The sequence below is a fragment of the Amphritea japonica ATCC BAA-1530 genome, from assembly GCF_016592435.1.
GTDB lineage: Bacteria > Pseudomonadota > Gammaproteobacteria > Pseudomonadales > Balneatricaceae > Amphritea > Amphritea japonica.
The window spans coordinates 959,803-986,444 of sequence record NZ_AP014545.1 but is presented as its reverse complement, the minus strand read 5'-3'; the positions used below and the strand labels follow the sequence as shown (position 1 = coordinate 986,444).

The window sequence follows — 26,642 nt, the reverse complement described above, 5'->3', positions numbered from 1 at the left end:
CGGCTCCTACAATAACCACAACCCCCTGTAGGAGCGACGCTAGCATGCCCTCTGGATACCTCGTCGCGATTGAAACTCAAACAACACAACCGAACCATTCGCCGTGAGGGCACAACTCCTACAGAAACCACCGACCTCTGTAGGAGCGACGCCCCGTCGCGATTAAAGCCTCAGCAAGCACTAAACCATTCACCGCGAGGTAACGGTTCCTACAGAAACCACCGGCCTCTGTAGGAGCGACGCTAACATGCCCTCTGGGTACCTCGTCGCGATTGAAACTCAAACAACACAACCGAACCATTCGCCGTGAGAGCACAACTCCTACAGAAACCACCGACCTCTGTAGGAGCGACGCCCCCGTCGCGATTAAAGCTCAAAAATCACTACCTATACCCAAACAGCATCCCACAATGAATACTCTCTGACACTTTTCACTAACTCTGCCCGAACCGGATTCATAACAATATATCGCGCCACCCCAGCCAAATTCTCATCCCGTCTAATCGCATGGTCATGAAAACCCTTTTGCCAGACACGCTCTTGCGCTCCCGTTTCTTTCTGTATTTTTCTAGAAGAAACCGATTTTACTGTTTTCACAGTGTCACTTAATGATTTAAATTTTAACTGTACCAACCAATGCACATGATCAGGCATTACGACGAAAGCCAATGTATCGGTAAATTGTGATTCTTTTCGGATAACATCAACTAGCAGTCGCCCTAAATAAAAATCATCAAAAATAGCGTTTCTTTGACAGGTTACAAAAGTAACCAGATAGATACGGCCGGCTTCAGAAAACCGACCTTTTCGCAGAGCAGATGAATTCCCTTTCATCGTAGCCTCCCTTCATAAAACTCTCGGCGTGGGGGCACGCCTCCTACAAAAAAACACCAACCCTGTAGGAGTGACGCCCTCGTCGCGATAAACCTCACAAAAAAACTAAAAACCTAGGCGAAGAGGCACTCCTCAGGTTATCCCCCTTACCGAAACCCTTCAGGATTCTTAGATTGCCAATTCCAGGTATCTCGCATCATATCTTCTAATGAATATTGGGTTTGCCAATCCAGCTCTTTTCCCACCTTATTGGCATCAGCCCAAAAGGCAGGCAGATCCCCGTCGCGACGAGGTGCAAATTGATAAGGAACTGCAACACCGGTTACAGATGTAAAGCTCTTCACCATTTCTAATACAGACAATCCATTACCTGTGCCCAGATTGTATATATGCGTTCCTGGCTGAACTAAACAACTTAAGGCCTTCAAATGGCCTTCTGCAAGGTCCATCACATGCAGATAATCCCTGACACAAGTTCCATCTTCCGTATCGTAATCACTGCCAAAGATAGAGAGTTGATCTCGCTTGCCAACAGCAACCTGACTAATAAATGGCATCAGGTTATTAGGTATGCCCTGAGGATCTTCACCTATCAGCCCAGACGGATGAGCACCAATCGGATTAAAGTATCGCAGCAGCCCGACTGACCAGCCCTCGTCAGAGATACAAAGATCCGTCAACATCTGCTCAACCATCGCCTTCGAGCTACCATAAGGGTTGGAAGTCTTCCCTCGTGGCATAGTCTCAACATAAGGAACCGGTGCATCTTCACCATAGACCGTCGCTGAAGAACTAAATACCAGCTTCTTTACACCAGCAGCGGCCATTGCTTCACAGAGCACAACCGACCCATGTACATTATTTTGATAATACTCAAGTGGGATTCTGGAACTTTCACCCACAGCTTTCAAACCCGCAAAATGGATTACCGATTCGATAGTGTAATCTGCAAACAGTTTATCCAGACACGTGCGGTCACGAATATCGCCTTCAACAAAAGCAGGTCGCTTACCCGTAATAGTCTCTATACGATTAAAAACTTCAGGATGGCTGTTGCATAGGTTATCAAGTGCAACAACCTCATAACCCGCCTCAAGTAGCATTACAACGGTATGAGAACCAATGTACCCAGCACCACCTGTCACCAAAATTGCCATTTATATTTCCCTTATTCCAGGCATGTAGATACACCTTCTACAAAAAACGTACTAACCTCGATTATACCCTGTAGGAGCGACGCCCTCGTCGCGATAATCTCTGCAAAAAATAAAACTCTCGCCGTGAGGGCACAGCTCCTACATAAACATCGAAACATCGCCCTGTAGGAGCAACTCCCTCGTCGCGATAAGCTCTGCAAAAACTGAAACTCTCGCCGTGAGGGCACGCCTCCTACAAAAAAACACCGACCCTGTAGGAGCGACGCCCTCGTCGCGATAAGCTCTGCAAAAACTAAAACTCTCGCCGTGAGGGCGCGCCTCCTACATAAACATCGAAACACCGTCCTTTCAGGAGCGACGCCCTCGTCGCGATAAGCTCTGCAAAAAATAAAACTCTCTGAGTGAGGCGCCTCCTACATAAACATCGAAACACCGACCCTGTAGGAGCGACGCCCTCGTCGCGATAAGCTCTGCAAAAAACTAAACCTCTCGCCGTGAGGGCACAGCTCCTACATAAACATCGAAACACCGTCCTTTCAGAAGCGACCCTCGTCGCGATAAGCTCTGCAAAAACTAAAACTCTCGCCGTGAGGGCACGCCTCCTACATAAACATCGAAACACCGTCCTTTAGATCGGACTTCGGCTTCTAAGCCCAAGCATCCGCTTTGTCAGCACACACAATAAAGAACGGATTTAGCAATGTTTCAGGTCGGGTATTATACAACAGAGGGGTAAGCTCTGGATGTTGTAAGACCTGTCCACCAGCAGCGTTTACAACCGCATGTGCAGCAGCAGTATCCCACTCACTGGTGAGTCCAAGCCGTGGATACAGATCAGCCGCGCCTTCAGCAACGAGGCATAATTTCAGAGAGCTACCCATCGATACGACTTCTGTTTCCGGCAGGCCTTTTACAAAAGCTTTAAACTCATCAGACTGATGCGAACGACTGCCGACTACCCGCCAAACGTCGCCTTCACCTGGAATATCAGACACCTGAATAGGTTTAACCTGTCCTGCCTCTTCCTTAAACGCACCCTCAGAATCACCCCAGTAAGTCACTTCAAGCACCGGCGCGTAGACTACACCGAATACAGCTTTGCCTTGGTCAATTAAGGCAATGTTTACAGTAAACTCACCGTTCTTCTTAATAAATTCTTTAGTGCCATCAAGAGGATCTATCAACCAGTATGTCTGCCATGACATCCGGTCAGTATGCTCATCTGAACCTGACTCTTCAGATAAAACAGGAATCTCTGGGGTCAACTGACTCAGTCCATCAACAATACAGTGATGAGATGCCAGGTCAGCTTCAGTTAACGGACTTTCATCGCTCTTTTCAGAAACAGCAAAATCCCGCTGATAGATTTCCATGATCGCCGCTCCAGCTGTTTTTGCCAGCGCGATAATATCTTCATTATTAAACATGACGTCCTTCTCACTCTAAATTATTAAGTTCTAACACCGCTAGTCGCTCAAAACGACCAGATCTGTGGAATCAAAAACAACGACACTACAGCCACAGTCAGACTCAGCGGAACCCCTAAACGGGCATAATCTGTAAAGCGGTAGCCACCTGGGCCATATACCATCAAGTTAGTCTGGTAACCCAGTGGCGTTATAAAGCTGGCGGAAGCGGCGAACATAACCGCAATAACAAAAGGCATATAACTCACGTCCAACTGTTCAGCTAATGCCATAGCAACCGGAAACATTAACACTGCCGCCGCATTATTGGTGATCAGCTCGGTGAAAATAACCGTTATCAGATACATCAGTATCAACGCCTGCCAGGGGCCTATACCCTCGTAAAACAGCAACCCGTCTGCAATCATCCGAGCATTTCCGGTTTTTACCATGGCGGCACCCAGCGCAAAGGACGAAGCGATAACAATCAACACTGACAAATCAACATTACGGCGGGCTTTAGAAACTGATACACAGCGGCTGGCCAACATGACACCCGCCGCAACAATCGCAGCTTCAAGAATCGACAAAACACCGGCAGCACTGGCAACAACCATCAGAAGTAATGTACCGATCGCATAAGGCGCCTTGGCGAAGTCTGGCGGCGTAGATTCATTCAATGCACTGACCAGTAAAAAGTCCCTTCGGGAGCGATATTGACTCACAAAATCATCGCTAGCTTCCAGTAGCAGAGTGTCGCCGGTCTGCAATTGTATATCACCGATTTTGCCATCTAGCCGGTGACCCTGGCGACAAACAGATAAGATAGCCGCCCGAAACCGACTTCTGAAGCGAGACTCTCTGATAGTCTGATCCAGCCCAAAAAATTCAGGACCAATAACCGCCTCAACCAGACAGCGCTTCTGTAACGCGATATCTAACTTTTCAAGATCATCATCTGGCGGCACCAGCCCCCACACACCCCTGAGTTCATGCGCACTTTCCGCAGCACCGATAAAGACCAGCACATCATCGGCTTCTAAGACGATATCGGGTGAAACCGCCGTTATTAGCTGTTCTCCCCTTTTAATATCAACCAGATAACCATAAGTCAGGTGCCGTAGGCCCGCCTGAGCAACGGTTTTACCCACAATAGGCCCTGAGGGGCTGACAACCAATTCAACAACATATTCCCGCGCCGACTCAAGCTGTTCGACAACACCTTTTCTGTTGGGCAGCAAAACCGGCGCCAGCAAAACAATCAAGCCCCCGCCAATTAACAGAACAGGAACACCGACCCATGCCAGATCAAACATGCCCAAAGCGATTCCCGTCTCCGCCTGCAACAACCCATCAACCACCAGGTTAGTACTAGTACCGATCAACGTGCAGGTTCCACCTAAAATTGCCGCATAGCTCAAAGGCAGTAATAATTTAGACACCGGAATTTTAATCCGTCTCGCCCACTCCTGGACGGCCGGAATAAACATCGCCACAACCGCCGTATTATTCATAAAAGCACTTAATAGCGATGACGGCAAAATCACTCTCAATAATGATTTCCTTTCAGAATCCGGCAAACCAAGCAATAACTGGCCAATCCAACGAACGGCACCCGTCTCTTTAAGACCGGCAGCAATAACATAAAAGGCAGCAATAGTAATAACGCCAGGGTTAGAAAATCCAACCAGCGCTTCGGAAGGGGTCAGTACTTTTGCAATGATTAAAACACCCATCGCAGCCAATAAGACCATATCTGCAGCGAGATGACTGAATACCAGTAGCAAAAGTACCGAAACGAGAATAAAAAGTGTTAATCCGGCTGAAAAATCCATATTTCGACTTATGTAATTGTGTCACTTAGTTTCTATAGATATATACATAAAACCAAGACACTTAATGTTTAACAAAACTAGTTTGTCAGCATACCGCTAATTTTGTATGATAACAATTCTTATACGGGACACTCAAATGAGCGGAAAGAAACTTTCTCCAAACCAGCTGAACAAACTAAGAAGAGAAGCGGTACAGCTACGTCTTAGCGGAGAGACCCTTGCTGCCATTAAACTGAAAACGGGATTATCCAACCCAACTATCATTTCCTCCCATAAACGTTTTATAGCGGGAGGCTGGGAGGCAGTGAATACCGGAAAGCGTGGCCGCCCCAAAGCCTTAGGGTCAGGTCCAGGGTCTCAAAACGACTGTCTCAGCTTTATGCTTTCCAACTTGCCGGACGATAACGGCTTATGGAGTACGTCTCAAGTTCAAGCCTGGTTCAGCACTCATCAGCATGAGGTTTCAACCAAAACGATCAACCGCTATCTGAAAGGCTGGGGCATCACTGCATCGCCAACCCCCAAAAGTATCACCTCAGTAAAAGAATGGCTGATACAGCATCATCCAGAGATTGATGATGAGAGGATAAAGAAATCACTTAAAAGCAGAGTCCTTAAAGCTGGAATAGCCCCCCTATCTACCTCAGTAAAGTTGAAAGACGCTAAAGAAGAAGGTTATTTCATCTATGCGCAAGATTTCAGAGGCACACTATACTGGCTGGCGACTACCGGCATACCCAACAGTAAAAGCATAATCCGCTTTCTGGAACGGCTCAGCCATATGATAAATACTGAGATGGTGATTTCGTTTCATAGCGCACCCTTAGTAAAGCACCTCGATATACAACAATGGCTGGCTAACCAGTCACGAGTCACCCTGTTAACTTATGCAACATCCATACGCGACACCCAGCCGGATCTAACGCCGCAAACGGGTGAAAACGAATCTATTCAGTCATATGTGAGGACCACGATGGCATTAACACATCTAGAGAGACTGGAAGCAGAAAGCATTCAAATAATGCGCGAAGTTGTTTCCAAAGCAGATAACCCGGTTATGCTATATTCAATCGGCAAGGATAGCGCTGTTATGCTGCACCTGGCGATGAAAGCATTTCACCCATCAAAGCCTCCTTTTCCTCTACTACATGTTGATACAGGCTGGAAATTCCGCGAAATGTATACCTTCAGGGATGAGCTGGTTAAGAATCTGGGCGTCGAACTGATCACCTACAAAAACCCGGAAGGCGTTGAGAAAGATATCAACCCGTTTACCCATGGGTCCGCGCTACATACCGACATCATGAAAACAGAAGGCCTGAAACAAGCCCTGAACAAGTACAAATTCGATGTTGCTTTTGGTGGCGCCCGTCGTGATGAAGAAAAATCTCGGGCCAAGGAGCGTATCTTCTCCTTCCGTACCGCTGATCACCGATGGGATCCAAAAAATCAACGCCCGGAGCTGTGGAAAAACTATAACGCCAACAAGCGCCCTGGCGAATCAATTCGCACCTTCCCACTGTCGAACTGGACTGAGCTGGATATCTGGCAATATATCTACCTGGAACAGATCCCCATTGTACCGCTTTACCTGTCTGCAGAGCGCCCCGTTGTCGAACGGGACGGCACACTGATCATGGTTGATGATGAGCGCATGCCGCTCCTGCCGAATGAAGTTCCCATGATGAAAAGTGTACGTTTCAGAACGCTTGGCTGCTACCCATTAACGGGTGCCGTTGAATCTGACGCAGATACACTGCCGGCCATCATACAAGAGATGCTGCTAACGAAAACATCAGAACGCCAGGGACGGATGATCGATCACGATTCCGCCGCATCCATGGAGAAGAAAAAGCAGGAGGGCTACTTCTAATGGCACATTCATCAGACATGATATCCGAAGATATCGTTCAATACCTAAAAGACCATGAACAGAAAAGCCTGCTTCGTTTCATCACCTGCGGTAGCGTTGATGATGGTAAAAGCACCCTGATCGGACGCCTGCTATACGAATCAAAGCTACTCTTTGAAGACCAGCTGGCGGCGGTAGAAGCCGAATCAAAAAAATTCGGCACCCAGGGCGACAACATCGACTTCGCCCTACTGGTTGACGGCTTAGCAGCAGAGCGTGAGCAGGGCATCACTATCGATGTTGCATACCGCTTTTTCTCGACAGATAAGCGCAAATTTATCGTTGCAGATACTCCGGGGCACGAACAATACACCCGTAATATGGTCACCGGTGCTTCCACCGCTGACGTTGCAATTCTGATGGTCGACGCCCGCCGTGGCATCCTGACGCAGACTCGCCGCCATAGCTATCTGGCATCGCTGATTGGCATTCCGCATATTGTTGTTGCCATCAACAAGATGGATCTGGTGGAGTACTCAGAGAAGACCTACACCGAGATTAAAGAAGACTACATCAAATTTGCTAAGCAGATCGGTATCGAGCAGATCACCTTTATCCCGATGTCGGCACTGGCTGGTGACAACATCACCGAGCCAAGCAACAACATGCCCTGGTACCATGGCACCACACTGATGGGTTACCTGGAAACGGTTCAAGTTGATGATGAACTGATGCAGAAAGAGCCTTTCCGCATGGCCGTTCAATGGGTAAACCGCCCGAACCTGGATTTCCGGGGTTTCTCTGGCCAACTGGCCAGCGGCGTTATCAAACCGGGAGACAAGATCCGCGCACTGCCATCGGGTAAAGAAAGCACCATAGAGTCGATCTCGACCTATGACGGCAATCTGGAACAAGCAGTCGCAGGCCAATCCATCACCCTGACGCTAAACGATGAGATTGATATCTCCCGTGGCGACATGATCACCTCAGCGGAAGAACCCGCCTCTATCGGTAAGCAGTTTGAAACCACTGTGATCTGGATGCACGAAGAAGCGCTGATGCCAGGTCGTACTTATCTGATGCAGATAGGCTCCAAAACCGTCACCGCTTCAATTACCGATATTAAGCATCAGGTCAACGTCAATACGATGGAACACCTGGCAGCCAAGAAGCTGGAACTGAATGGCATAGGCGAATGTAACATCAGCCTGGACCAGGACATCGCTTTCGATTCTTATAAAACTAACCGTGATACCGGCAGTTTTATATTGATCGACCGCATGACCAACAATACCGTCGGTGCTGGCCTGATAAACTTCGCGCTGCGCAGAAGTACCAACATTACGGTTCAACATACCGAAGTGAATAAAGATGTCCGGGCCGCGTTGAAAACGCAAAAGCCTTGCGTCATCTGGTTCACTGGCTTATCCGGCTCAGGCAAATCAACCATCGCAGACCTGGTAGAACAGAAACTACTGGCATCCGGACACCATACCTATCTTTTAGATGGTGATAACGTCCGCCACGGCTTGAACAATGATCTGGGCTTCACCGACCAGGACCGGGTAGAAAACATCCGCCGTATCGCAGAAGTCTCCAAGTTGATGGTAGATGCAGGACTGATCGTACTCTCATCCTTCATCTCACCGTTCCGCGCTGAAAGAAAGATGGCAAGAGACATGCTGGAAGAGGGAGAGTTTATTGAAATCTTTGTAAACACCCCCCTTGAGATCGCTGAAGACCGGGATGTAAAAGGCTTGTATAAGAAAGCGCGTCGCGGAGAACTTAAAAACTTCACCGGCATCGACTCGCCTTACGAAGCACCGGAAGCGCCCGAGCTAAACCTGAAAACGGTAGAAATGACACCTGAACAGGCAGCAGACAAAGTCATCGAACTCCTCAAAGAGAAAGCGATGATTTAAGGGCTATTAACCTGTAGGAGCCCCTTCCAGGGGCGATAAACCAAATCGCAGCGAGACGCAGCTCCTACAAAACCATCTACCCTGTAGGAGACCCTTTATCATGCCCTCTGGGTACCAAGGGCTATTTAATAAGATTTTTACCACAGAGAACACGAAGGACACAGAGAAGGGCTTTATTGAATCGATTTTCTCTGTGACCTCTGTGATTAGAATCTTTTCGCTCTCTGTAGGAGGCGTACCCCCACGCCGATAAAACCCTCAGCAAGCACTAAGACAAATGAACCGGCACGAGGGCGTACCTCCTACAAAAACCCGCTTTTCGGACTTCGGACAAGCAACACGTTCGGACTACGGTTTCTAACCTGTAGGAGGCGTGCCCTCACGCCGATATAATCCTCAGCAAGCACCAAAACAAATGAATCGGCACGAGGCGTACCTCCTACAAAAACCCGCTTTTTCGGAGCTCGATTTCTAACCTGTAGGAGGCGTGCCCCCACGCCAATAAAACCCTCACATCCACCAACCTATAAGAATCGGCACGAGGCGTACTTCCTACAAAAAACCGCTTTTCGGACTTCGATTTCTAACCTGTAGGAGGCGTGCCCTCACGCCGATAAAACCCTCAGCAAGCACCAAGACAAATGAATCGGCACGAGGGCGTACCTCCTACAAAAACTAAGCTCTTCCGTACCGATCCTCAAACCGAACAATATCATCTTCGCCCAGATAAGAACCCGTCTGAATTTCAATCAGCTCCAGGTCAACCTTACCCGGATTTTCCAGACAGTGAACTTCACCTAATGGAATATAGGTAGACTGGTTTTCAGTCACCAGAGAGGTCACTTCCCCGATAGTAACTTTGGCAGTACCGCTCACAACAATCCAATGTTCAGCTCGATGATGATGTTTTTGTAGCGACAACTTAGCACCCTGCTTCACCGTAATACGTTTCACCTGATAGCGATCACCCATATCAATCGAATCATACTTACCCCAGGGACGATAAACCTCCCGGTGTTGGAACGTCTCATTACGACCAGCAGCTTTGATATCAGCAACGATCTTTTTAACATCCTGAATCCTGCTCTTATCAGCAACCAACAAAGCATCAGGGGTATCAACCACAATCAGATTATCCACACCCAGAGTCGTAACCAGGCGATCAGAAGACATCACAAAAGATTTCGTCGTACTGTGAGCGATTACATCGCCATTGAGCACATTGTCACTCGCATCTTTGTCTTTAATCTCCCAAAGCGCAGCCCAACTCCCCACATCACTCCAACCAGCATCAAGCGGCAGTACAACCGCCTGCTCAGTCTTTTCCATCACCGCGTAATCAACAGACTCATCTGGACAAGCTTCAAATGCCTCTGCTTTAACCCGTACAAAATCCATATCTGTCGCAGTGTCTGCCATCGCCTTCTGGCAAGCCTCAAGAATATCAGGCCGAAATTTACCCAGCTCTTCAAGGTATCGGTCAGCACGGAACATAAACATACCGCTATTCCAGTAATACCCACCCTCAGACAAATAAGACTCTGCAGTAGCCAAATCAGGCTTTTCAACAAACTCAGCTACCGGATAAGCTTCTGTCTTTTGCGCTTCGGACTTCTGCCCTTCCACATCAGCTTTTATATACCCATAACCCGTTTCAGGGTGTGTAGGCACAATACCAAAAGTAACAAGATCCCCTTCTTTCGCCAGAGGTTCAGCCTGAGCAATTACTTGTTGAAAAATCAGCTCATTTTCAATCACATGATCCGCTGCCAACACCAGCAAACACTCACTGCCCTGCCCATTATTAACAGCCTTTAACGCGGCAAGCGCTATAGCCGGCGCTGTATTTCGTCCAACCGGCTCAAGAAAAATAGAACAAGGCTGATCTAGCACACGCATTTGCTCTGCTGCGAGGAAGCGATGTTCCTCATTACAGATAAGACTAACCTGATCTACATTTCCCAAGCGACTAACAGTCTCCTGTAGCATAGAAAGATCACTGTTAAGCGGTAGAAATTGCTTTGGATACTGAGTACGGGAGAGCGGCCACAAACGGGTTCCAGAGCCACCAGCCATAATTACAGGGATCATACGGTATGTCCTTTTTCATTTATGAAATACCACTTGGTGTGGTTATTCACGTCCCAGCATTCAACATATTAGCTTCAGACGGCTACTGATAATAGAGTCTTACTCAAAAAGCACAGTGAATGAGTTACATAGTGAGTCAATATAATATAAGCATGTAAGTATACCGACACAGACAAAATGGAGCGAGAGAAAGCACGAAGTAATACGTAAACGCTTAGGCGTTGCTTGTTACTTTTAGAAAGACTTCTATAAACCTAGTCATATGCAAAAACATCAAAAATAGGGGATAGTTGTAGTGATCTCATGCAACAAAGCTATCACGCCATCACAAGATGACATCTATTCACAGGAAAAGGATCCAATACTCTAATTGAGAAAATTAAGCAGCATCAGTAACGTTATAACGAGGAGATACAAGCCTACTTACTTATGTCAAATCATTAGCATCTTTTGATAGAAAAAACTTTTAGCCGCCTATATAAAAAATGCGATAGCTTAATGGGATTTATACCCGCCAATTTATTCGAAGTATTGCCCATAGCCATAATAAAGCAATACTAATTCAAAAAAGCTACTTGCTGGAACTAGCACGATACATCGTACTCACCCCTGTACGGGCACGCATGGTTCATTCCGCCCAAGAATGGCCATGGAGTAGCCACCTAAGTACCGCTGGCATTAACCCCACACCACCCTGGCTATCAACTGATTGGATGCTATCGGCCTTTGACCAACAAAGAACCGAGGCCACGGCAAAATATAAAATATTTGTGTCCCAAGGACTTAATCAACCATCTCATGGGAAGACCTTAAGAACCAGATTTACCTTGGCGATAAAGCGTTTGTGGATGAAATGCAATGCAAAATGGCTTTGGAGCAAAAACTGGATGATATACCCAAAGTTCAGAGACGCCAGGTAGCTAAACCTATCGCATATTACTCTGATAAATTTCAAGAGAGAGACGAATCTATAACAAAGGCGTATCAAAGCGGCGCATACAGCCTAAAGCAAATTGGAGATTACTTCGGTTTGCACTACTCAAGAGCGAGCCGCATAGTCAAACAGATAGAAGCAAAAGACGAAACCTGACCCCGGGACTCGCTATTCATCATGGGAGCGAGGATTAAATGAAAACTTTGATGGATTACTGCGCCAGTACATACCGAAGGGTATAGATCTGCGCTTGGTTTCAGCTGAAGGTGTGCGGCGAGCACAACACCTGTTGAATTTAAGGCCAAGGAAATGCCTTGACTTTAGGCAGCCAGAAGTGGTCTTTCGAGAACTGCTTCAGGCTGCATAGGATAGTGTCGCACTTAGGAGTTGAATTCGCGAATGGTAACAGTTCAAGCCCAAACGAATCAGAACAAAGATCATAGATTGAATAGAAAACTGTGGTCAAATTTAATAGACCATAGCTCTGCCTATCTCGATGATTTAAATATAGCTACTGCCTCTTTAAATGAGAACATCGCTTTAACAATCCTAAAGCGCACTAATTTATAGCATACGAAACCTATTAGGACCGCCACCATCATAGGAGCTAAAACCATTAGCAATTCATTAGTAAAACCAATTTTACCTAGAACCACCCTAGATGCCGCTGGTAATGGAAAGTGAGTGAGGTATATATACAGACTAATAACTCCCAAAAATGTAAGTAGATCCAAAACTTTATGATGTATAAAAGCAGTTAAAAAGAAACAAATTCGAATAAATGAAAATGCAAGCACTAAAGATATAAAAGGAAATAGAAAGAATGGAAAGAAACCTTCTCCTAAATAAAAAAGAGAGATTGATAAAGTCAAAAAGGTCAAAAAAGTCAAAACCAAATAACCTTTTCTATTAAAGAAATCAATTATCGTGTCAGAATAAAAATAACCAATTACATAGAAAATATAAATCCAACAGAACCTATCCATTATAGTTCCGGAGAAAAACTCAGTATAATAATTAAAAACCGACAACAAAAAGGCACCAAATATCACCAGAGTTCCATTAACGTTACGCAGAACCCAAGTAAAAAGATAAGACAACAGGAGCGCATAAACAAACCATATCGTCGGCAAAGGATCCCATAGAATATATAGTATTTCATCAATTTCCATGTTGGTATTAGTTATAGAATCAAACAACAGCCTGACTAGATAAATAATCAAACTCCACAAAACATAGATATACAGAAGTTCTGAACCTTTTTTATATACTGAACTGTTTACACCTTTGATACTGTTAACAGAAAGCACAGCAGAGATGATAAAGAAAACTGGCATCAGCCACAAACTGAAGTAGTATGAAGTCAGAGATATAGTCTCACTGGCGCTTGGAATTTTGGCTACCCCCTGAAGGGAATGAAATACAACAACTAAGCATATAGCCAGCCCTTTCGCCACATCAAAACCAATACACCTCATAGCACCCTCCTTTCAAAACTAAAATATACTAAAGATTTTTTTCGAATAAATTCAAAAACTAAGGACAGCACAAAAGTAAACGACACCAAAACGAAAAACGACTGGACAACCCCACCCAAGCCATAAATAAAATCATCAAAGAAGTAATAACACAGGAACGGATGAATCAGCCACATGGGCAATGAAACCTTACCAAATTTACTGAATATTTGTGTCAAAAAACCCTTTTCCAATACTAGGCATAGCGACAATACGACAACAGGCGTTATAAAGTTCAGTATATTCTTCCCAAGAAAACACCATATCATAAAGCAACCTGTATTTATGATCCAAAACACCAATACAGACAGAAAACTAGAGCTCTGCAGCTTCTGTATATTTATGGTATGACGAACTTTATATAGAACAACACCAAATATGAAAGATGGTTGCCAGTAAAGCAAATCATCGACCGCAAGAGTTGGATTTTGCTTCATTAGGTAAAAAGAAAACAGAAACCCTACGGCTGAAACAATCAAAAGAAATGGAAGCTTCCAGCTACGTATCACTGGAAACAAAAAAATTAAGTAAATATATATCTCAGCAAACCAAGCCTCCCTGTTATAGGTACTATCAAGTCCCCAAAAACCCATAAAAAGATTGTATACATCATACTTAAAAACTATATCTTCCGTGCCGGGATATACAGACGTGCTGGAAAAAACAAAGAAGCCTACAGATGCCCAAAGCAGGAAATAGAACATATAGGACGAATAGAATACCTTTAGCCTAGAAATCGAAGTGTACTTCCTTCTTTCAGACAGAATAGAAAAACCATAGCCTGATACAAAGAAGAAAACAGGAACACATATCTTCGCATATCCAGAGAGAGTGGTTAAGGATTCCAGCCAAATACCATCTGTAAAAGCACCTTCCGGTACACGATCTGGAAAGGCTAATAGATGATGAAAAAGCATCAGAAAAACGGCAAAGCCTTTAATCACAAGAGACTTTTTATAATCTATTTCCATAGGTAGCGAAGACTTTCCCTATTAATAATATATCTGACCGTAAGTAAAGATGAGTCAATTCCTGTAAGAGATTTTAATTTATAATAAGCCAGAGATTTCTTCAAAATCTCACTAACTACCGTAGCGACTGCCGCCCCCATAATGCCATATATAGGAATTAGAGCTAGGTTAAGAATGACATTGAGCACAGTAGAGAACAACAATATTATACTGGCTGGTTTTTCGCACCCAGTCATCATCAAAATATGAGGGCCTGCACCAAATAATGCACCGATAAGATAACCTAAACTCAGCAAGACAAGAGGCTTGTAGGAATCATGAAATCCCTCACCAAACAGGGCTACCAACCACTCTCCAAAAATGAAAAAAAACACAACAAACACTGTTACTGCCAGAAACACTAACAATGTCTGCAAGGAAATGATCTTCTTTAAATCCTGACCGGAACTATACCCCTTTGAAATAAGGGGCATAGTCACCAAGAGAAATGCAGATTCGACAAAAAGTACAAAGCTGGTATTTCGAGCAGCCACCAAATATATACCGACATCACCAAGGCTACTAAAAATACCTAGCATAATACGATCAATATACATAGCAAAACCTTCAGCTGTTGCCATGATCGCCATGTAAAACCCGGAAATAAGGAGCCCTTCCTTGAAACCAAACCTAATCACTTGCCTGAATTCTTTTACCGGGGTAGGAACCAACTTATACCTACTTACGCAAATAAAACCGATGAACATAACAGAGCAAGCATACGCTGTCAGCTGAAACAGCAATGCTAGATCCGCCCCCAGACCAATACCAAGCAAGTAGGAGAGCAGTACAAGGGTGAGCATTATCAGCGGCTGTATCAGCGCCTCAGGTACTATCGCCACCACCGGATTGCCAACACCCCTCAGGTAACTGGTAAAGATTCGTCTGGAAGCAAATATTGGCAGAATCAGCAGGCCAATCATGATCTCCAGCTTCAGATCCTCTATGGAGTCAATAAAAAAACTGGAAGCATAGAAGCTAGCCCAAACCAGAAGCGACAGGCAGAAAATAACGATAAAAGCAAAGCTCAGAATAGGATACGTCCCGTTCCCGCCATCAGGAACGTTAATATGGTTTGCGTTTTTAACAACCAACTGGTCAAAACCAAATACAACCAGGTAGATCAACACCCCTACCACCGCTAAAACGAAGCCGTATACACCGTAACCATCAGTACCAAGCTGTCGGGCTAACAGGATAGCAATAGGGTATGCTAATCCAGCAGAAATAATCTTCAGAAAGAACGAAGCACTTACTTTGGAAAGAATATCCTTCATATTTTCAGGACACCTTCGCCGCGGAGCCTTCTCAATTTAAAGTTCTTAGATATGCACAGGAAGAACATCATAAGAATCATCCATAAAAATTCTGACTGCTTAAGCGTCACCTGTTCTGTTACAGAATAAATCAAGTAAAACATAAAGATAGACATAAAATATATATACTCGCGCCTAAGTATGGTGCAACTTTTTCCAGTCAGAAATAGCTTTTTGAAGAACACAGCTAAAAACAAAAGAAAAAGAAAGAAACCCATATAACCCAGCTCAAGGTAAACATCGATCAATCCATTATGCCCATTTCTAAATGACTCTACCGTTACCCAATACGGATTATAATAGTCGAAATCTCCAGTCAACGTCTCACCCCAGAATGTTCTATAACCCGCACCTAACCACTGCCGGTCTTCTCCAATCATTAATGCGTAACTCCATATCGTTGTTCTCCCTGTAAGTGTCAAGTCTTTACCCAACGCAAGAATCATGTATTCAACAACCAAATAACCACAGGTTATAACTAACGCGGTACAGACAGTTAAGATAACCATCCGGGAATAAGTGCCAAATATAGCTCTATTTTTCTCTATGAAATTACCTACGACATAAAACCGGATAGCCGGATATAGACAGAGCACAAGCAAAGCTGAAGCGAGGGGAGTTTTAGCTTGACTTAAAATTAGAAATGCAAAAAATACTGCAGACATCATTGCAAAAATAATTTTTCTAAAATTGCTGAAAAACATAAGATAAATAGATGTAATCAACCCCAACGCCATATAGCGGCCAAAGTCATTCTTATGACCGGACAATCCACGCCAAGCCATGCTATAAGAATAATTATTAGGATCAATTCCCCAGCCAGGCAGAGCAACAGCCACAAATCCAAATCCAGCAATCAGTACGCAGACAAACCATATCATGTAAATTATATGGCTTTGTTGATACCTGCAAACAACATAAAGACAAAACAGAAAACTTAAAACAAGTGCGATCGAGCGCCTTATGCTGGTCGACGCTTCAACAGACCACAAGAAACTAAAAAAGCACAACACCAATAACAGCACTAAAGGCCACGACTGAAAAACTATAAAGAGTGCAGATTTAGCATGATTTCGAATCACTAAATAAAAACATACCCCGTAAATAGTAAGAGATATCAATTGAAATAACACATTCCCCCCCCCTCTTCCACTCACGCCGGAAAGTTTGGAGAAAAAAAGAAGAGCTCCACCAGATACAACAAAAAATATAAAAGCAATCAGGTAAAAACCCCGATCAACTCTGAACAATTCCTTCCCATAATCTGCATGTTTATTCTGCGAGAGCATCCTTGAATACCCCCAAGTAGGAAGACGCCATTTTTTCAACAGAGAAATCTTTAGAGCGTTCTAATGCATTTCTATGTAAACGATCCCGCTCGTAGGGAATGGCCAAAACATTATTTATCGATTCAGCCCATGCACTCGGGTCCCATGATTCAACAATAACCCCAGCCTCACTATCATAGGCGCAAAGTACTTCTATTTGGGGATCTATATTGCTGGAAACAACCACAGAGCCAATACTAATAGCTTCGAGTAACGAATTACTCTGCCCCTCGAACTCGCTTGGCTGCAGGTACAATTCAGCTCCTCGCATGATCGCTATGACATCATCGTGCGGTAGAGCCCCAAGGAAGTAAACACGATCGTCAACACCCTCTGATTTTGCAAGCATACTGAGCTCTTCATAAAGCTCGCCATGCCCAGCGATAACCAGACTTACACCTTTAACTTCTGCCAGGGCGCTGATCAAAACGTCAAATCTTTTCTGCTGGCTTAGCCGTCCGATTGCAGCTACATACTTCTTATCGGAGATACCGTATTTATCCAGCACATGATCAATATCATCAGCCCCGTTTACGTTCGATATACCGTTATAGATCACTACCAACTTTCTCCGGTATCGGCAGGAATAATGGTTCACTGAACTCTTCACTGCTTCAGAGTTGGCAATTACGTGGGTGAAAATTCCCCAACAACCCCAAAGACGATCCAGCCAGCGCAATACCCAATTATAGGTCCAAACCGGATTGCGGTGGGATATTGCCCTTACCCTTACACCCAACAACATCGCCACTAGAGGCACCAAAACATTGGCCAACGGCAGAAACGAAATCACAACATCAGGCTTTTCTTTCCTGATATAACCGAATAGCCTTAAGACTATGAGCAGATGTTTCACTATTAAGGACTTCTTCGAACCAACCAAAACGTCCCCATTGATCATGCCGCCTTCTTCCCCTATCCCGTAAAGATAAACAATCGTGAAGTCTGCCTCTTTTACATGAGCCTGCAGTTTGGCCATTGCTTTTTGGGCGCCCCCCATATTGTTATGAGTTACGACACCAAGAACTTTCATGCGCCTTCTCGTATAACATTAAAGTAGCCTTTCACTGACGCTTCAGCAGTAAAGGTCATACTCCTTGCCTTAATATCAAAGTTAGCGTTATTCAGTGCATCAAACATTGTTTCACTCAAAGCATTCACATCGTCTACGTCCACTAGATAGCCATACTTACCTGAATCAAGTATTTCTCTGGGGCCGCTCTTACAATCTGTAGATACAACGACAGTTCCCAGCGCAAGCGCTTCTATCAATACTGTTGGCAGACCTTCCCAAGATGAGCTCATAACAAATGCATCAGCATTTGCAATATAATCATAGGGGTTATCAACAAAGCCGACAAAATCTACTTTACCCCTCAGATCAAGGAGCTCTTTCTGCGCTTCCAGTTTTTGCCGTTCTTCTCCCTCACCTAAAATAACGGCTCTGGCATCCTGTTTACAAATAAACATTTTGAAAGCCTGCAGAAAAAGAGAATAGTTCTTTTGTATGGTCAGACTACCGACCATAACAAAAACCGGTACATCATCATTAAAATAAGGGTGAAGCTCAATTTTTTCTGAAACTACATGGTTTAATATTCTATTTGTCACCACAGGATTATAGACAACCGCCACATCTTCCCGTTTGGCAGACGTATATTCACAGACACTGTCTTTCACCCCTTCTGAAACCGCAATAATCTTCTTGGGTGCTTTATAAATGACTTTGGCGAGCAGATATGCAAGCTTAACGCTACGCTTCCTAACAACCTCATAATTTCTCTGCATTTGATTGTGTTCAACGATAAACAACTTCTCTCTGAAGCCACCCAACAGACTAGCAATACATGCAGTCACATTCGCGTGAGTCATATGAGATATGACCTTATCTGGCTTTATTTTTTTAACAACATTCTTCAGTTCCCAGAAAGACGTAGCCATGCGCATGGATTTGAGCTCAATAATATTGACAGTTTCGCTAATCTGTCTAGCCATCTCCCCTTTGTTGTTAACTACAATAATTGTGGTCTTTACGTCGTGCCTGACCAGTTCATTACAAAGCGAGATGGAAACCCGCTCTGCACCGCCACCGCGGAAGTCATGCATAAAAACCGCGACATGCTCTTGGTTTATAATCTTTTCAGACATACTTAGCCCCTTTCCTTCGAAAACCTGTGTTTCAGAACACAATAGATAGCATGAGGGTTTGTCGTCAGGTAACGGTAAAGTAGCTTTGTAGGGTTCGTGGACATTCGGTGAAGCCATTCAAGACCTATTTCTTGCACCCAACGAGGCGCTCTCGAATAGTCTCCGGTGATGTAATTATAACAACCTCCACATGTAATAATTACCGACACCTTGAGGTTTTTCCGGTTACGGATACAGAACTCCTGCTCTTTAGGCTTACCCAAACCTACCCAGAGAACATCCGCACCCGATTCATTTATCAGCGCGCAGATTCTCTGCTCATCTTCGCCAGAGAAGTATCCATGATAAGTGCCGGCAACCTTAAAGTTTGTATAGCGTTCCTGCATAATAGCTGCGGCATTATTTACAATCTCTTCCTTACCACCAAGTAAGAAGTGCTTCAGCTCGCTGTTATAGAAATTCGGCAGATCGTGGATCATATCCGTTGTTGCGCTTCGCTCTTTAATAGAAGGACCTTGAGTCCACCCTGAAAAGGTGACTACGCTTTGACCATCAGCATGAATTAAATCAGCAGCTTTTAGCAAGTTCATTGACTCTTCGCTTCTATTAGCTATAGATATTGCATGGCCGTTATTACTAAAAATCAAGATCGGTGTAAAAGGTTCTCGTTCTTTGTTAGTAGCGCAGTATTCCCCAATAACCTGTGCGAGTTCTTTTCGATTCAAACACGCTGTTTTAATCCCACCAACATTCGTGGTTAATACTTTAGAAATATCCACATTTCTTTCCTAGAATTTTAATTCTATTTTTAAAAAACCTTAAGCTAAGGTGTATATCTAAAAAATTGGCGTCTAAATTTATACGAAAGACACTATCACCTTAACCAGTACATTCTGTATTCTGCGCTAGATCAACATAGCCAATACCAAATACTATGACTTTAAATTATTTATACTCTTTAAAATGAACATACAATATCTGACTATTGACTTACCAATCTCACTAAAATCAATAAATATCTTTAGCTAAAAGCGATATTGGAGTTTTAATCAAAATTTTCAAATCCAGACTCAACGACCAATTATTGATATACGCCAAATCATACTCAACCCGTTTTTCCATTTTATCTAGGGTTTCCGTTTCACCTCTGAATCCACTAATCTGAGCTAAGCCTGTAATACCTGGTTTAATGCGATGACGTGAAAGATAGGCATTTACTTTGTCGGAGTAATAATCGTTATGTGCTACCGCATGAGGCCGTGGACCTACCAGTGACATTGTGCCCTGCAGTACGTTTATAAACTGAGGCAGTTCATCGATCGAGGTTCTCCGGATAAAGGCGCCTATTTCTGTTATCCGTGAATCGCCTTTAGTCGCCTGCTTTACTTCTGCATCATCATGAACTTTCATGCTGCGAAACTTCCAGACCTTAATGATCTTTCCATCCCAACCATGCCGATCTTGCTTGAAGAACACGGGTCCCTCTGATTCACGTTTGATCATAATGGCGATAGCTAGCATCAACGGGCTGAACGCAATTAACGCTAAGGTTGCCAGAATTTTATCCATCGTATTTTTTAACACAATGTGACTACGGCGAGATGTCATCGGGCTTTCATTCAAGGAGATTAGCGGCATACCGGCCACTTCACGAATCGAGTGATTTAGCAGACTCAGGCCAAAGATATCCGGCACCCAGATTACATCGACATTCATATCCAACAGATCGATATGTAGTGCTTCGATAATTTCAGATTCTGCGACAGGCAGTGCGACATAGATTCGCCGTACGTTGTAATCCTGAATAAGTTCTCTAAGACCTTCTGCTCTACCTAACAGCGGTAGAGGCAGGTCCAGGACTTCATCATCCTGAAGAGGGTTATCATCAGAGTGTACAAAACCTAATACACGGTCCGGCAGCCACCGGTTTGAATTCAGGTTGTTAACCAAATTGATGGCAAGATCTCCGGTACCTAATACCAGCGTGGGAATCTCACGGGAAAACATCACTTTATAATGCTTATACAGTGCGCTCAGGACCGTCATGCTGATTAACTGAAGAATATAACCGACTACAGCCCACTCAATCAGCACTTCACGTGAGAATGCTTCACCGCTTTTTGTGACAAAGCCCACCAGAGCTAAGAGTAGTAGTACTTGAAACCATGCCGTAAACAGACGAAAAGAACGTTTGTAGAAACCATGAGATTGCCGGTATACACCCCGACGGCGATAGATAATCCAGACGCATAAAATCGCTACAACGCCCAACAACCGATAACTAGGAGGGACATCACCCAGTTTAATGAAGGTAAAAAGAAACAGAGAGCCACAGACAATGATGAGATCAGCAAGATGCTGGACCCAGAATGCGAGCGATTCGTGATTGTTTAATAGTCGCCGTTTACGCGCAACACTGCCGTAAGGCGTAACACTGATATTCATGCTACTGCACAACCCTGTTTTGATCCATTTAACGCGATCTACATCTCCGTACATCCATGATCGCGTTGATTTTTTACATTGTTACCGGTGCAGAATTGATACGCTTCTTTTAGCATGCTGCACTGCAATATAATTGCGCGTATATTCTACTATTTTATTACGTGCAACAGCAAATTTTGTTTACATTTAGAGACAGTGATTGATACACTCTTGTTCATATCAAGTATCGATGTGCGCATACGCACAAGGAGCACGCTACCATGCGCAAGATTATCATGGGTGTAGTAGCAGGGATGTTGTTGCCGTTGTACCCTGCCCAGGCAAATATTCAAACAGATCTTAAAGCCGGTTTACCGCTGACTGACGTTATTCAGAATGCCATTACTGAAGTTTCATCTGTCGATAAAATTCTTTCAAAACTACTGGTTAACTGTAAGCCAGAAGCCGATATAGTCACCTGTAAAGCAGGTAGTGCTGAGTCTATTATCAGCGCCGCTGCCAGTTCGTTTTCTGATGACACCGAAGCACTGCAGACCATCGGCCAGATGGGCTTAGATGCAGGCCTAACAGAAGAAGAGCTAACTCAGATTGCGCTTAATAATGGTATTGACCCGACTGCTATTCTGCCCGTCACTGCTGCGGGTAACCCGCAAGGCCAGGGCCAAGGATTAAATATCGCACCCGGACAGACAGGCAATCCTGTCACTCCTCCTCCTTTTGGTAGCAATGCCGGTGGCGGTGGTGGTGGTAACGCCAGCCCAAGTGCCTGACGTAACGTTGATGAATAAAGCGCTGCAAAGCGCTTTTTTTCTGCCCTCTAAAAATATCTACACTTGTATTCGCGAACTATGATCAACACATCTACTTCTGAACACAGCGACCGTTCATCAATACACGATCGCTGGATTTTTATTGCTTTTCTTGTGTTGTTAGCCTGGATTCCTCTACCGCTGGGTAGCAATAAACTCTGGGCCATGTCAATTTTGTGTTGCGGTGCGTTATTTATCAGTGCTGCCTGGCTGTATCTCTTTAGCCTAAACAAGGTCGTAATAAGCAAGAGCATTAAAAACAGCCTCCCTGTTATCGCCTTATTCAGTACCGCACCTGTTTTCGCTTTTATCCAAAGTGCTGTTTCTAGCGATAACCCACTCGGCTCTGTCGACTCGTACGCAAGTGCACAGGCAGGAATGCTCGGTATCTCCTTTATCTTAATTTTTTGTCTGGCTCTCCTACTGGTAAACAGTCAAAAGCGCATAAAGCTACTCGCTTACACACTGGTTTTCTGCGGACTGTTTCAAGCAGTTTACGGCAGCATGATGACACTGACGGGAATTGAGTATTCGTTTTTGATACCTAAAGATGCTTATACTCGCCTGGCCACCGGGACTTTCGTTAACCGGAACCACCTTGCCGGCTATCTGGTACTTACCCTGAGCCTCGGTATCGGCATTATGATATCGACACTTAACCTGCAATCCGCTTCAAACTGGCGAGAGCATTCTCGACGGTTATTAACCACCCTGTTAGGACCCAAAGCCAGATTAAGAATACTACTTATTATCATGGTTGCAGGCCTTGTCATGACTCATTCACGTATGGGGAATACCGCCTTTTTTGCCAGCTTAACCCTTGCAGGTCTCATCACTCTATTCTTGAGTAAGCGCTCGACTAAAGCGACTATTATTCTGATCAGCAGTTTGATTGTTATCGATATATTTGTCGTCGGCACCTTCTTTGGCGTTGAGAAAGTTGCAGAGCGCCTGCAAACCACCAGCGAAGAAACAGAGACCAGAGACGAAGTAAACGCTTACACATTAACCGCCATTCAAGATAATTTATTCACAGGAACAGGGGCTGGCACTTACTACACCAACTTCCCGGCATACCGTGAATACGATGCTGGCCGTAGCTTTTACGACCATGCCCATAACGATTATTTTGAGTTCGCCAGTGAGTACGGAATCATTGTTACCGGCTGTTTGATACTGGCGGTGTTGTTAGTCTTTATCTCGGCAATCAAGGCCCAGATGAAACGCAAAACACCTCTGATGCGCGGCATTGCCTTTAGCGCTACGATGGCGATTATCGCGTTAGCTATACATTCGACGGTTGATTTTAATCTGCAGATTCCGGCGAATGCCGCGACTTTTATGGTGATATTGGCATTGGGGCAGATTTCTTTGTTTCATAAGAAAGATATAAATTCACCACAGAGGACACAGAGAGCACAGAGGAAAAGCCAATCACTTTGAAGGGCACACTCTCGATATCCACTTATACAGACAGACCTCTCAGTGTTACCTGTTGTAAAGCGTATCTACCAAAAAAATATCACCACAGAGGACACCGAGAGCACAGAGAAAAAGCCAATTTAAGGTTTAATCTCTGAAGGAGCTGCTTTTAGCAGCGAGATCTATAAATAATGTTAACTACAGAGGACACCGTACCCAGGGGCCATGCTAAGGGCACTTAAAAGATCGACAACATAAAAGGTTTCTCTGTGTCCTTTGTGTACTCTGTGGTAAATCGATCTTTTTAAGCCCCAAACACTCTAAATAATGAACCACAGAGGACACCGAGAGCACGAAGTAAACCAATTTAGAAAACCCTTCCTCTGTGCCCTTCGTGTTCTCTGTGGTGCAAAGCTCTTTCTAATCAGCCCTTCGCCCTATATGAGATGCAACTCATAGGACTACGCGCTTCAAGCCATTCGTCAGTTTGTTAACATTAAAGTTAATTATTAGACCCGTTTTAACCCCTGATAATTTCAAGTAAGTAATTAACTGCGCTGTATGGATTGGCAATAGTTTATCCACAGCTTTCAGTTCAAGAACAAGCTTATCAGGAAACAAAATATCTATTCGATAACCGGCCTCAATACTCATACCCTTATAATGAATAGGCAGCAATACCTGGGCCTTAGCATCCAACCCAGCGAGTGCCAATTCATACATCAGACAACGTTCATAGCTCGACTCAAGCAACCCAGGCCCTAGCTGTCGATGAACTTCAATAGCGCAGCCTATAACCTTATTTGTCAGAAAATCCATTTCCATATCGACCTCCATTTTTAACAACTCAATCAATAGTGACACAAACAAAACAGATATCACCACAGAGTACACAAAGGACACAGAGACAAAGGCAAAGGCAAAGCATAGCAAGAACTTAAAGCCCCTCTCTGTGGTCCTCCGTGTCCTCTGTGGTATACCAAAATTTTTGACCTATCGCTTTAATAAGAGACTTCTAACCCGGAATTAATATCTCGGCTGCTGGGCAAATCTCTTGCATCTCAGTCTTCAAAATCCGTTTAGCATCGTTGTCGCCGTGGACGATTCGGATCTCTTTTGGTTTGTGACCCATACGTTTTACAAAGTTAATAAGGTCTTTTTGATCGGCGTGGGCGGAGTAGCCGCTGATACTGTGTACCTGGGCTTTGATATCTATCTTTTGATTATCTAAATAAACATAGCCACCGCTCACTCTGTATTTCTCAGCACCGTATTTTTGTATATCTCGACCGGGCGTTCCTTTGGCCTGATAGCCCACAAAAAGGACATCTGTTCGTGGGTCTGGCAGCAGTTCTGTTAGGTAGTTTACAATCCGTCCACCAGCACACATTCCACTTGCAGCAATAACGATAGCAGGCCTTCCACTGCTTTTGAGATAGTTAACCAGTTTCAGGTGGTCTGCATGGGAATCGATGGTGATTAACTGATCAAACGATAACGGATGGCGCCCTTCTATTTTTCGCGATTTTGCTTCGGCATCCCAGAGATCGCTTAATTCACGATAATGCTCTGTAAACTTCGCCGCCAATGGGGAATCAACTATTACGTCAATCTCTTCCCAGGATGAGCCTTTCTGCCTGTGGATAATATCTTCGAGTTCATAGAGCAGCTCCTGGGTTCGACCAATACTGAATGCGGGGATCAGTACTGTGCCTGCATCTTCTAAACAACGACTGATGATCTGCTGTAAGTTTTGACGCCGGATACGACGCTGCTCATGCTGCTTATCACCGTAGGTGCTTTCGATGATTAAACGATCTGTACGCCAGGGTGATTTTGGCGCTGGCAGTAGTGGTGCGTAAGGGGCACCAAGGTCACCGGAGAATAGAATGCGCTCTTTCTGCTGACCAACGAGACAGTCAAACTCAATATAAGCAGAGCCCAGAATATGACCTGCCGGGTTAAACCTGAATTTAAGATTGTCACAGCTAGTTGCGTGATGCCATTGGCGATATTCAACCGGCTGTATCAACTGATGTAACAGGGTTAAGAACTGTCTGATCAGGTTCTTATCTCGGGTAACCCCTATCTTAAGGGTATCTTCCAATACTAACGGCAATAACCGCGCAGTTGCTTCACTGGCATAGATGGGGCCGTTAAACCCTGCAGAAATCAGTGAAGGAATACGCCCTACATGATCTATATGACAGTGAGTTACAAACAGCGCTTTAACTGTAGTAATCGGGAAGTTGAGCTTGAGATTATCAGACTCGGCGCCGGCTGATTCTGCCCCCTGAAACATACCACAGTCTATCAGGACACTAGTATCATCATTAAGAAATAGCTCATGACATGAGCCGGTGACGCCGTTAACAGCGCCGTGGTGTTTTATATCGATCATATGAACCTCCATGTTCATTAATGGACTGATGTCCGTGGTTGGACGCTTCGCCTGTCTGAGACCTTAAAAATAAAAGTCTCTAACCACAGAGAACACAGAGTTACACCGAGGAAAAACAAATCACTTATTAAAAAACCTTTTCTTTGGACCTCTGTGCCCTTGGCATACACATTAAGCATTTCTCTGTGGGTCCCTGTGACCTCTGTGGTGAACAG

General features: G+C 44.5%; 19 protein-coding genes and 1 pseudogene. 5 read left to right on the top strand and 15 right to left on the bottom strand.

Annotation, left to right across the window (positions count from 1 at the left end):
* Positions 1–387: 387 nt before the first annotated feature.
* The 4 genes from AMJAP_RS04505 to AMJAP_RS04490 all read right to left on the bottom strand — a co-directional run bounded on the left by AMJAP_RS04505 (position 388) and on the right by AMJAP_RS04490 (position 5,232).
* Complete coding sequence (locus AMJAP_RS04505; protein ID WP_019621878.1) at positions 388–834, bottom strand: REP-associated tyrosine transposase; 447 nt, start codon at positions 832–834, stop codon at positions 388–390.
* A 146-nt stretch (positions 835–980) separates the two neighbouring features.
* On the bottom strand, positions 981–1,991 hold the full coding sequence (gene galE, locus AMJAP_RS04500; protein WP_019621877.1) for a UDP-glucose 4-epimerase GalE: 1,011 nt from the start codon (positions 1,989–1,991) through the stop codon (positions 981–983).
* Between the two features lie 647 nt (positions 1,992–2,638).
* Complete coding sequence (cysQ, locus tag AMJAP_RS04495) at positions 2,639–3,418, bottom strand: 3'(2'),5'-bisphosphate nucleotidase CysQ (protein WP_019621876.1); 780 nt, start codon at positions 3,416–3,418, stop codon at positions 2,639–2,641.
* A 47-nt stretch (positions 3,419–3,465) separates the two neighbouring features.
* Positions 3,466–5,232 (bottom strand): SLC13 family permease, encoded by a 1,767-nt coding sequence (locus AMJAP_RS04490; RefSeq protein WP_019621875.1) that lies wholly within the window; start codon positions 5,230–5,232, stop codon positions 3,466–3,468.
* A 973-nt stretch (positions 5,233–6,205) separates the two neighbouring features.
* Here AMJAP_RS04490 and cysD point away from each other — a divergent pair.
* On the top strand, positions 6,206–7,105 hold the full coding sequence (cysD, locus tag AMJAP_RS04485; protein WP_026340130.1) for a sulfate adenylyltransferase subunit CysD: 900 nt from the start codon (positions 6,206–6,208) through the stop codon (positions 7,103–7,105).
* Positions 7,105–9,006 (top strand): sulfate adenylyltransferase subunit CysN, encoded by a 1,902-nt coding sequence (gene cysN / locus AMJAP_RS04480; RefSeq protein WP_019621873.1) that lies wholly within the window; start codon positions 7,105–7,107, stop codon positions 9,004–9,006. Before cysD ends, cysN begins: the two co-directional genes overlap by 1 nt.
* Before the next feature lie 675 nt (positions 9,007–9,681).
* Here the strand turns inward: cysN and AMJAP_RS04475 are convergent.
* On the bottom strand, positions 9,682–11,097 hold the full coding sequence (locus AMJAP_RS04475) for a mannose-1-phosphate guanylyltransferase/mannose-6-phosphate isomerase (RefSeq protein ID WP_019621872.1): 1,416 nt from the start codon (positions 11,095–11,097) through the stop codon (positions 9,682–9,684).
* A gap of 1,103 nt (positions 11,098–12,200) precedes the next feature.
* Here AMJAP_RS04475 and AMJAP_RS04470 point away from each other — a divergent pair.
* A pseudogene (locus AMJAP_RS04470) lies at positions 12,201–12,398 on the top strand (transposase); the annotation flags it as partial.
* Between the two features lie 121 nt (positions 12,399–12,519).
* Here AMJAP_RS04470 and AMJAP_RS04465 read toward each other — a convergent pair.
* The 8 genes from AMJAP_RS04465 to AMJAP_RS04430 all read right to left on the bottom strand — a co-directional run bounded on the left by AMJAP_RS04465 (position 12,520) and on the right by AMJAP_RS04430 (position 21,795).
* On the bottom strand, positions 12,520–13,509 hold the full coding sequence (locus AMJAP_RS04465) for an acyltransferase family protein (protein ID WP_019621870.1): 990 nt from the start codon (positions 13,507–13,509) through the stop codon (positions 12,520–12,522).
* Entirely contained in the window at positions 13,506–14,519 is a 1,014-nt protein-coding gene (locus tag AMJAP_RS04460) for an acyltransferase family protein (protein ID WP_019621869.1), read from the bottom strand. Before AMJAP_RS04460 ends, AMJAP_RS04465 begins: the two co-directional genes overlap by 4 nt.
* Entirely contained in the window at positions 14,510–15,835 is a 1,326-nt protein-coding gene (locus tag AMJAP_RS04455; protein WP_019621868.1) for an oligosaccharide flippase family protein, read from the bottom strand. Before AMJAP_RS04455 ends, AMJAP_RS04460 begins: the two co-directional genes overlap by 10 nt.
* Positions 15,832–17,202: an O-antigen ligase family protein gene (locus AMJAP_RS04450; protein WP_156815202.1), complete on the bottom strand. Its 1,371-nt coding sequence runs from the start codon at positions 17,200–17,202 to the stop codon at positions 15,832–15,834. Before AMJAP_RS04450 ends, AMJAP_RS04455 begins: the two co-directional genes overlap by 4 nt.
* Complete coding sequence (locus AMJAP_RS04445; protein ID WP_019621866.1) at positions 17,147–18,235, bottom strand: glycosyltransferase; 1,089 nt, start codon at positions 18,233–18,235, stop codon at positions 17,147–17,149. The genes AMJAP_RS04450 and AMJAP_RS04445 overlap by 56 nt, the downstream gene beginning before the upstream one ends.
* Positions 18,232–19,350, bottom strand: a complete 1,119-nt coding sequence (locus AMJAP_RS04440; protein WP_019621865.1) for a glycosyltransferase — start codon at positions 19,348–19,350, stop codon at positions 18,232–18,234. Before AMJAP_RS04440 ends, AMJAP_RS04445 begins: the two co-directional genes overlap by 4 nt.
* A 2-nt stretch (positions 19,351–19,352) precedes the next feature.
* Entirely contained in the window at positions 19,353–20,129 is a 777-nt protein-coding gene (locus AMJAP_RS04435) for a WecB/TagA/CpsF family glycosyltransferase (protein ID WP_019621864.1), read from the bottom strand.
* A gap of 229 nt (positions 20,130–20,358) precedes the next feature.
* Positions 20,359–21,795 carry an undecaprenyl-phosphate glucose phosphotransferase gene (locus AMJAP_RS04430; protein ID WP_019621863.1) on the bottom strand — a complete coding sequence of 479 codons (1,437 nt, stop codon included), beginning with the start codon at positions 21,793–21,795 and terminating at the stop codon, positions 20,359–20,361.
* Positions 21,796–22,055: 260 nt separating this feature from the next.
* Here AMJAP_RS04430 and AMJAP_RS04425 point away from each other — a divergent pair, with 260 nt between their 5' ends.
* On the top strand, positions 22,056–22,565 hold the full coding sequence (locus tag AMJAP_RS04425; RefSeq protein ID WP_019621862.1) for a hypothetical protein: 510 nt from the start codon (positions 22,056–22,058) through the stop codon (positions 22,563–22,565).
* Between the two features lie 78 nt (positions 22,566–22,643).
* Positions 22,644–24,047, top strand: a complete 1,404-nt coding sequence (locus AMJAP_RS04420; RefSeq protein WP_019621861.1) for an O-antigen ligase family protein — start codon at positions 22,644–22,646, stop codon at positions 24,045–24,047.
* 432 nt (positions 24,048–24,479) lie between these two features.
* Here AMJAP_RS04420 and AMJAP_RS04415 read toward each other — a convergent pair whose 3' ends face one another.
* Both AMJAP_RS04415 and AMJAP_RS04410 read right to left on the bottom strand, forming a co-directional pair.
* Complete coding sequence (locus AMJAP_RS04415) at positions 24,480–24,851, bottom strand: GxxExxY protein (protein ID WP_026340129.1); 372 nt, start codon at positions 24,849–24,851, stop codon at positions 24,480–24,482.
* A gap of 190 nt (positions 24,852–25,041) precedes the next feature.
* A complete protein-coding gene (locus AMJAP_RS04410; RefSeq protein WP_201356409.1) occupies positions 25,042–26,427 on the bottom strand; it encodes an MBL fold metallo-hydrolase in 1,386 nt (461 codons plus the stop codon).
* Positions 26,428–26,642 lie beyond the last annotated feature (215 nt).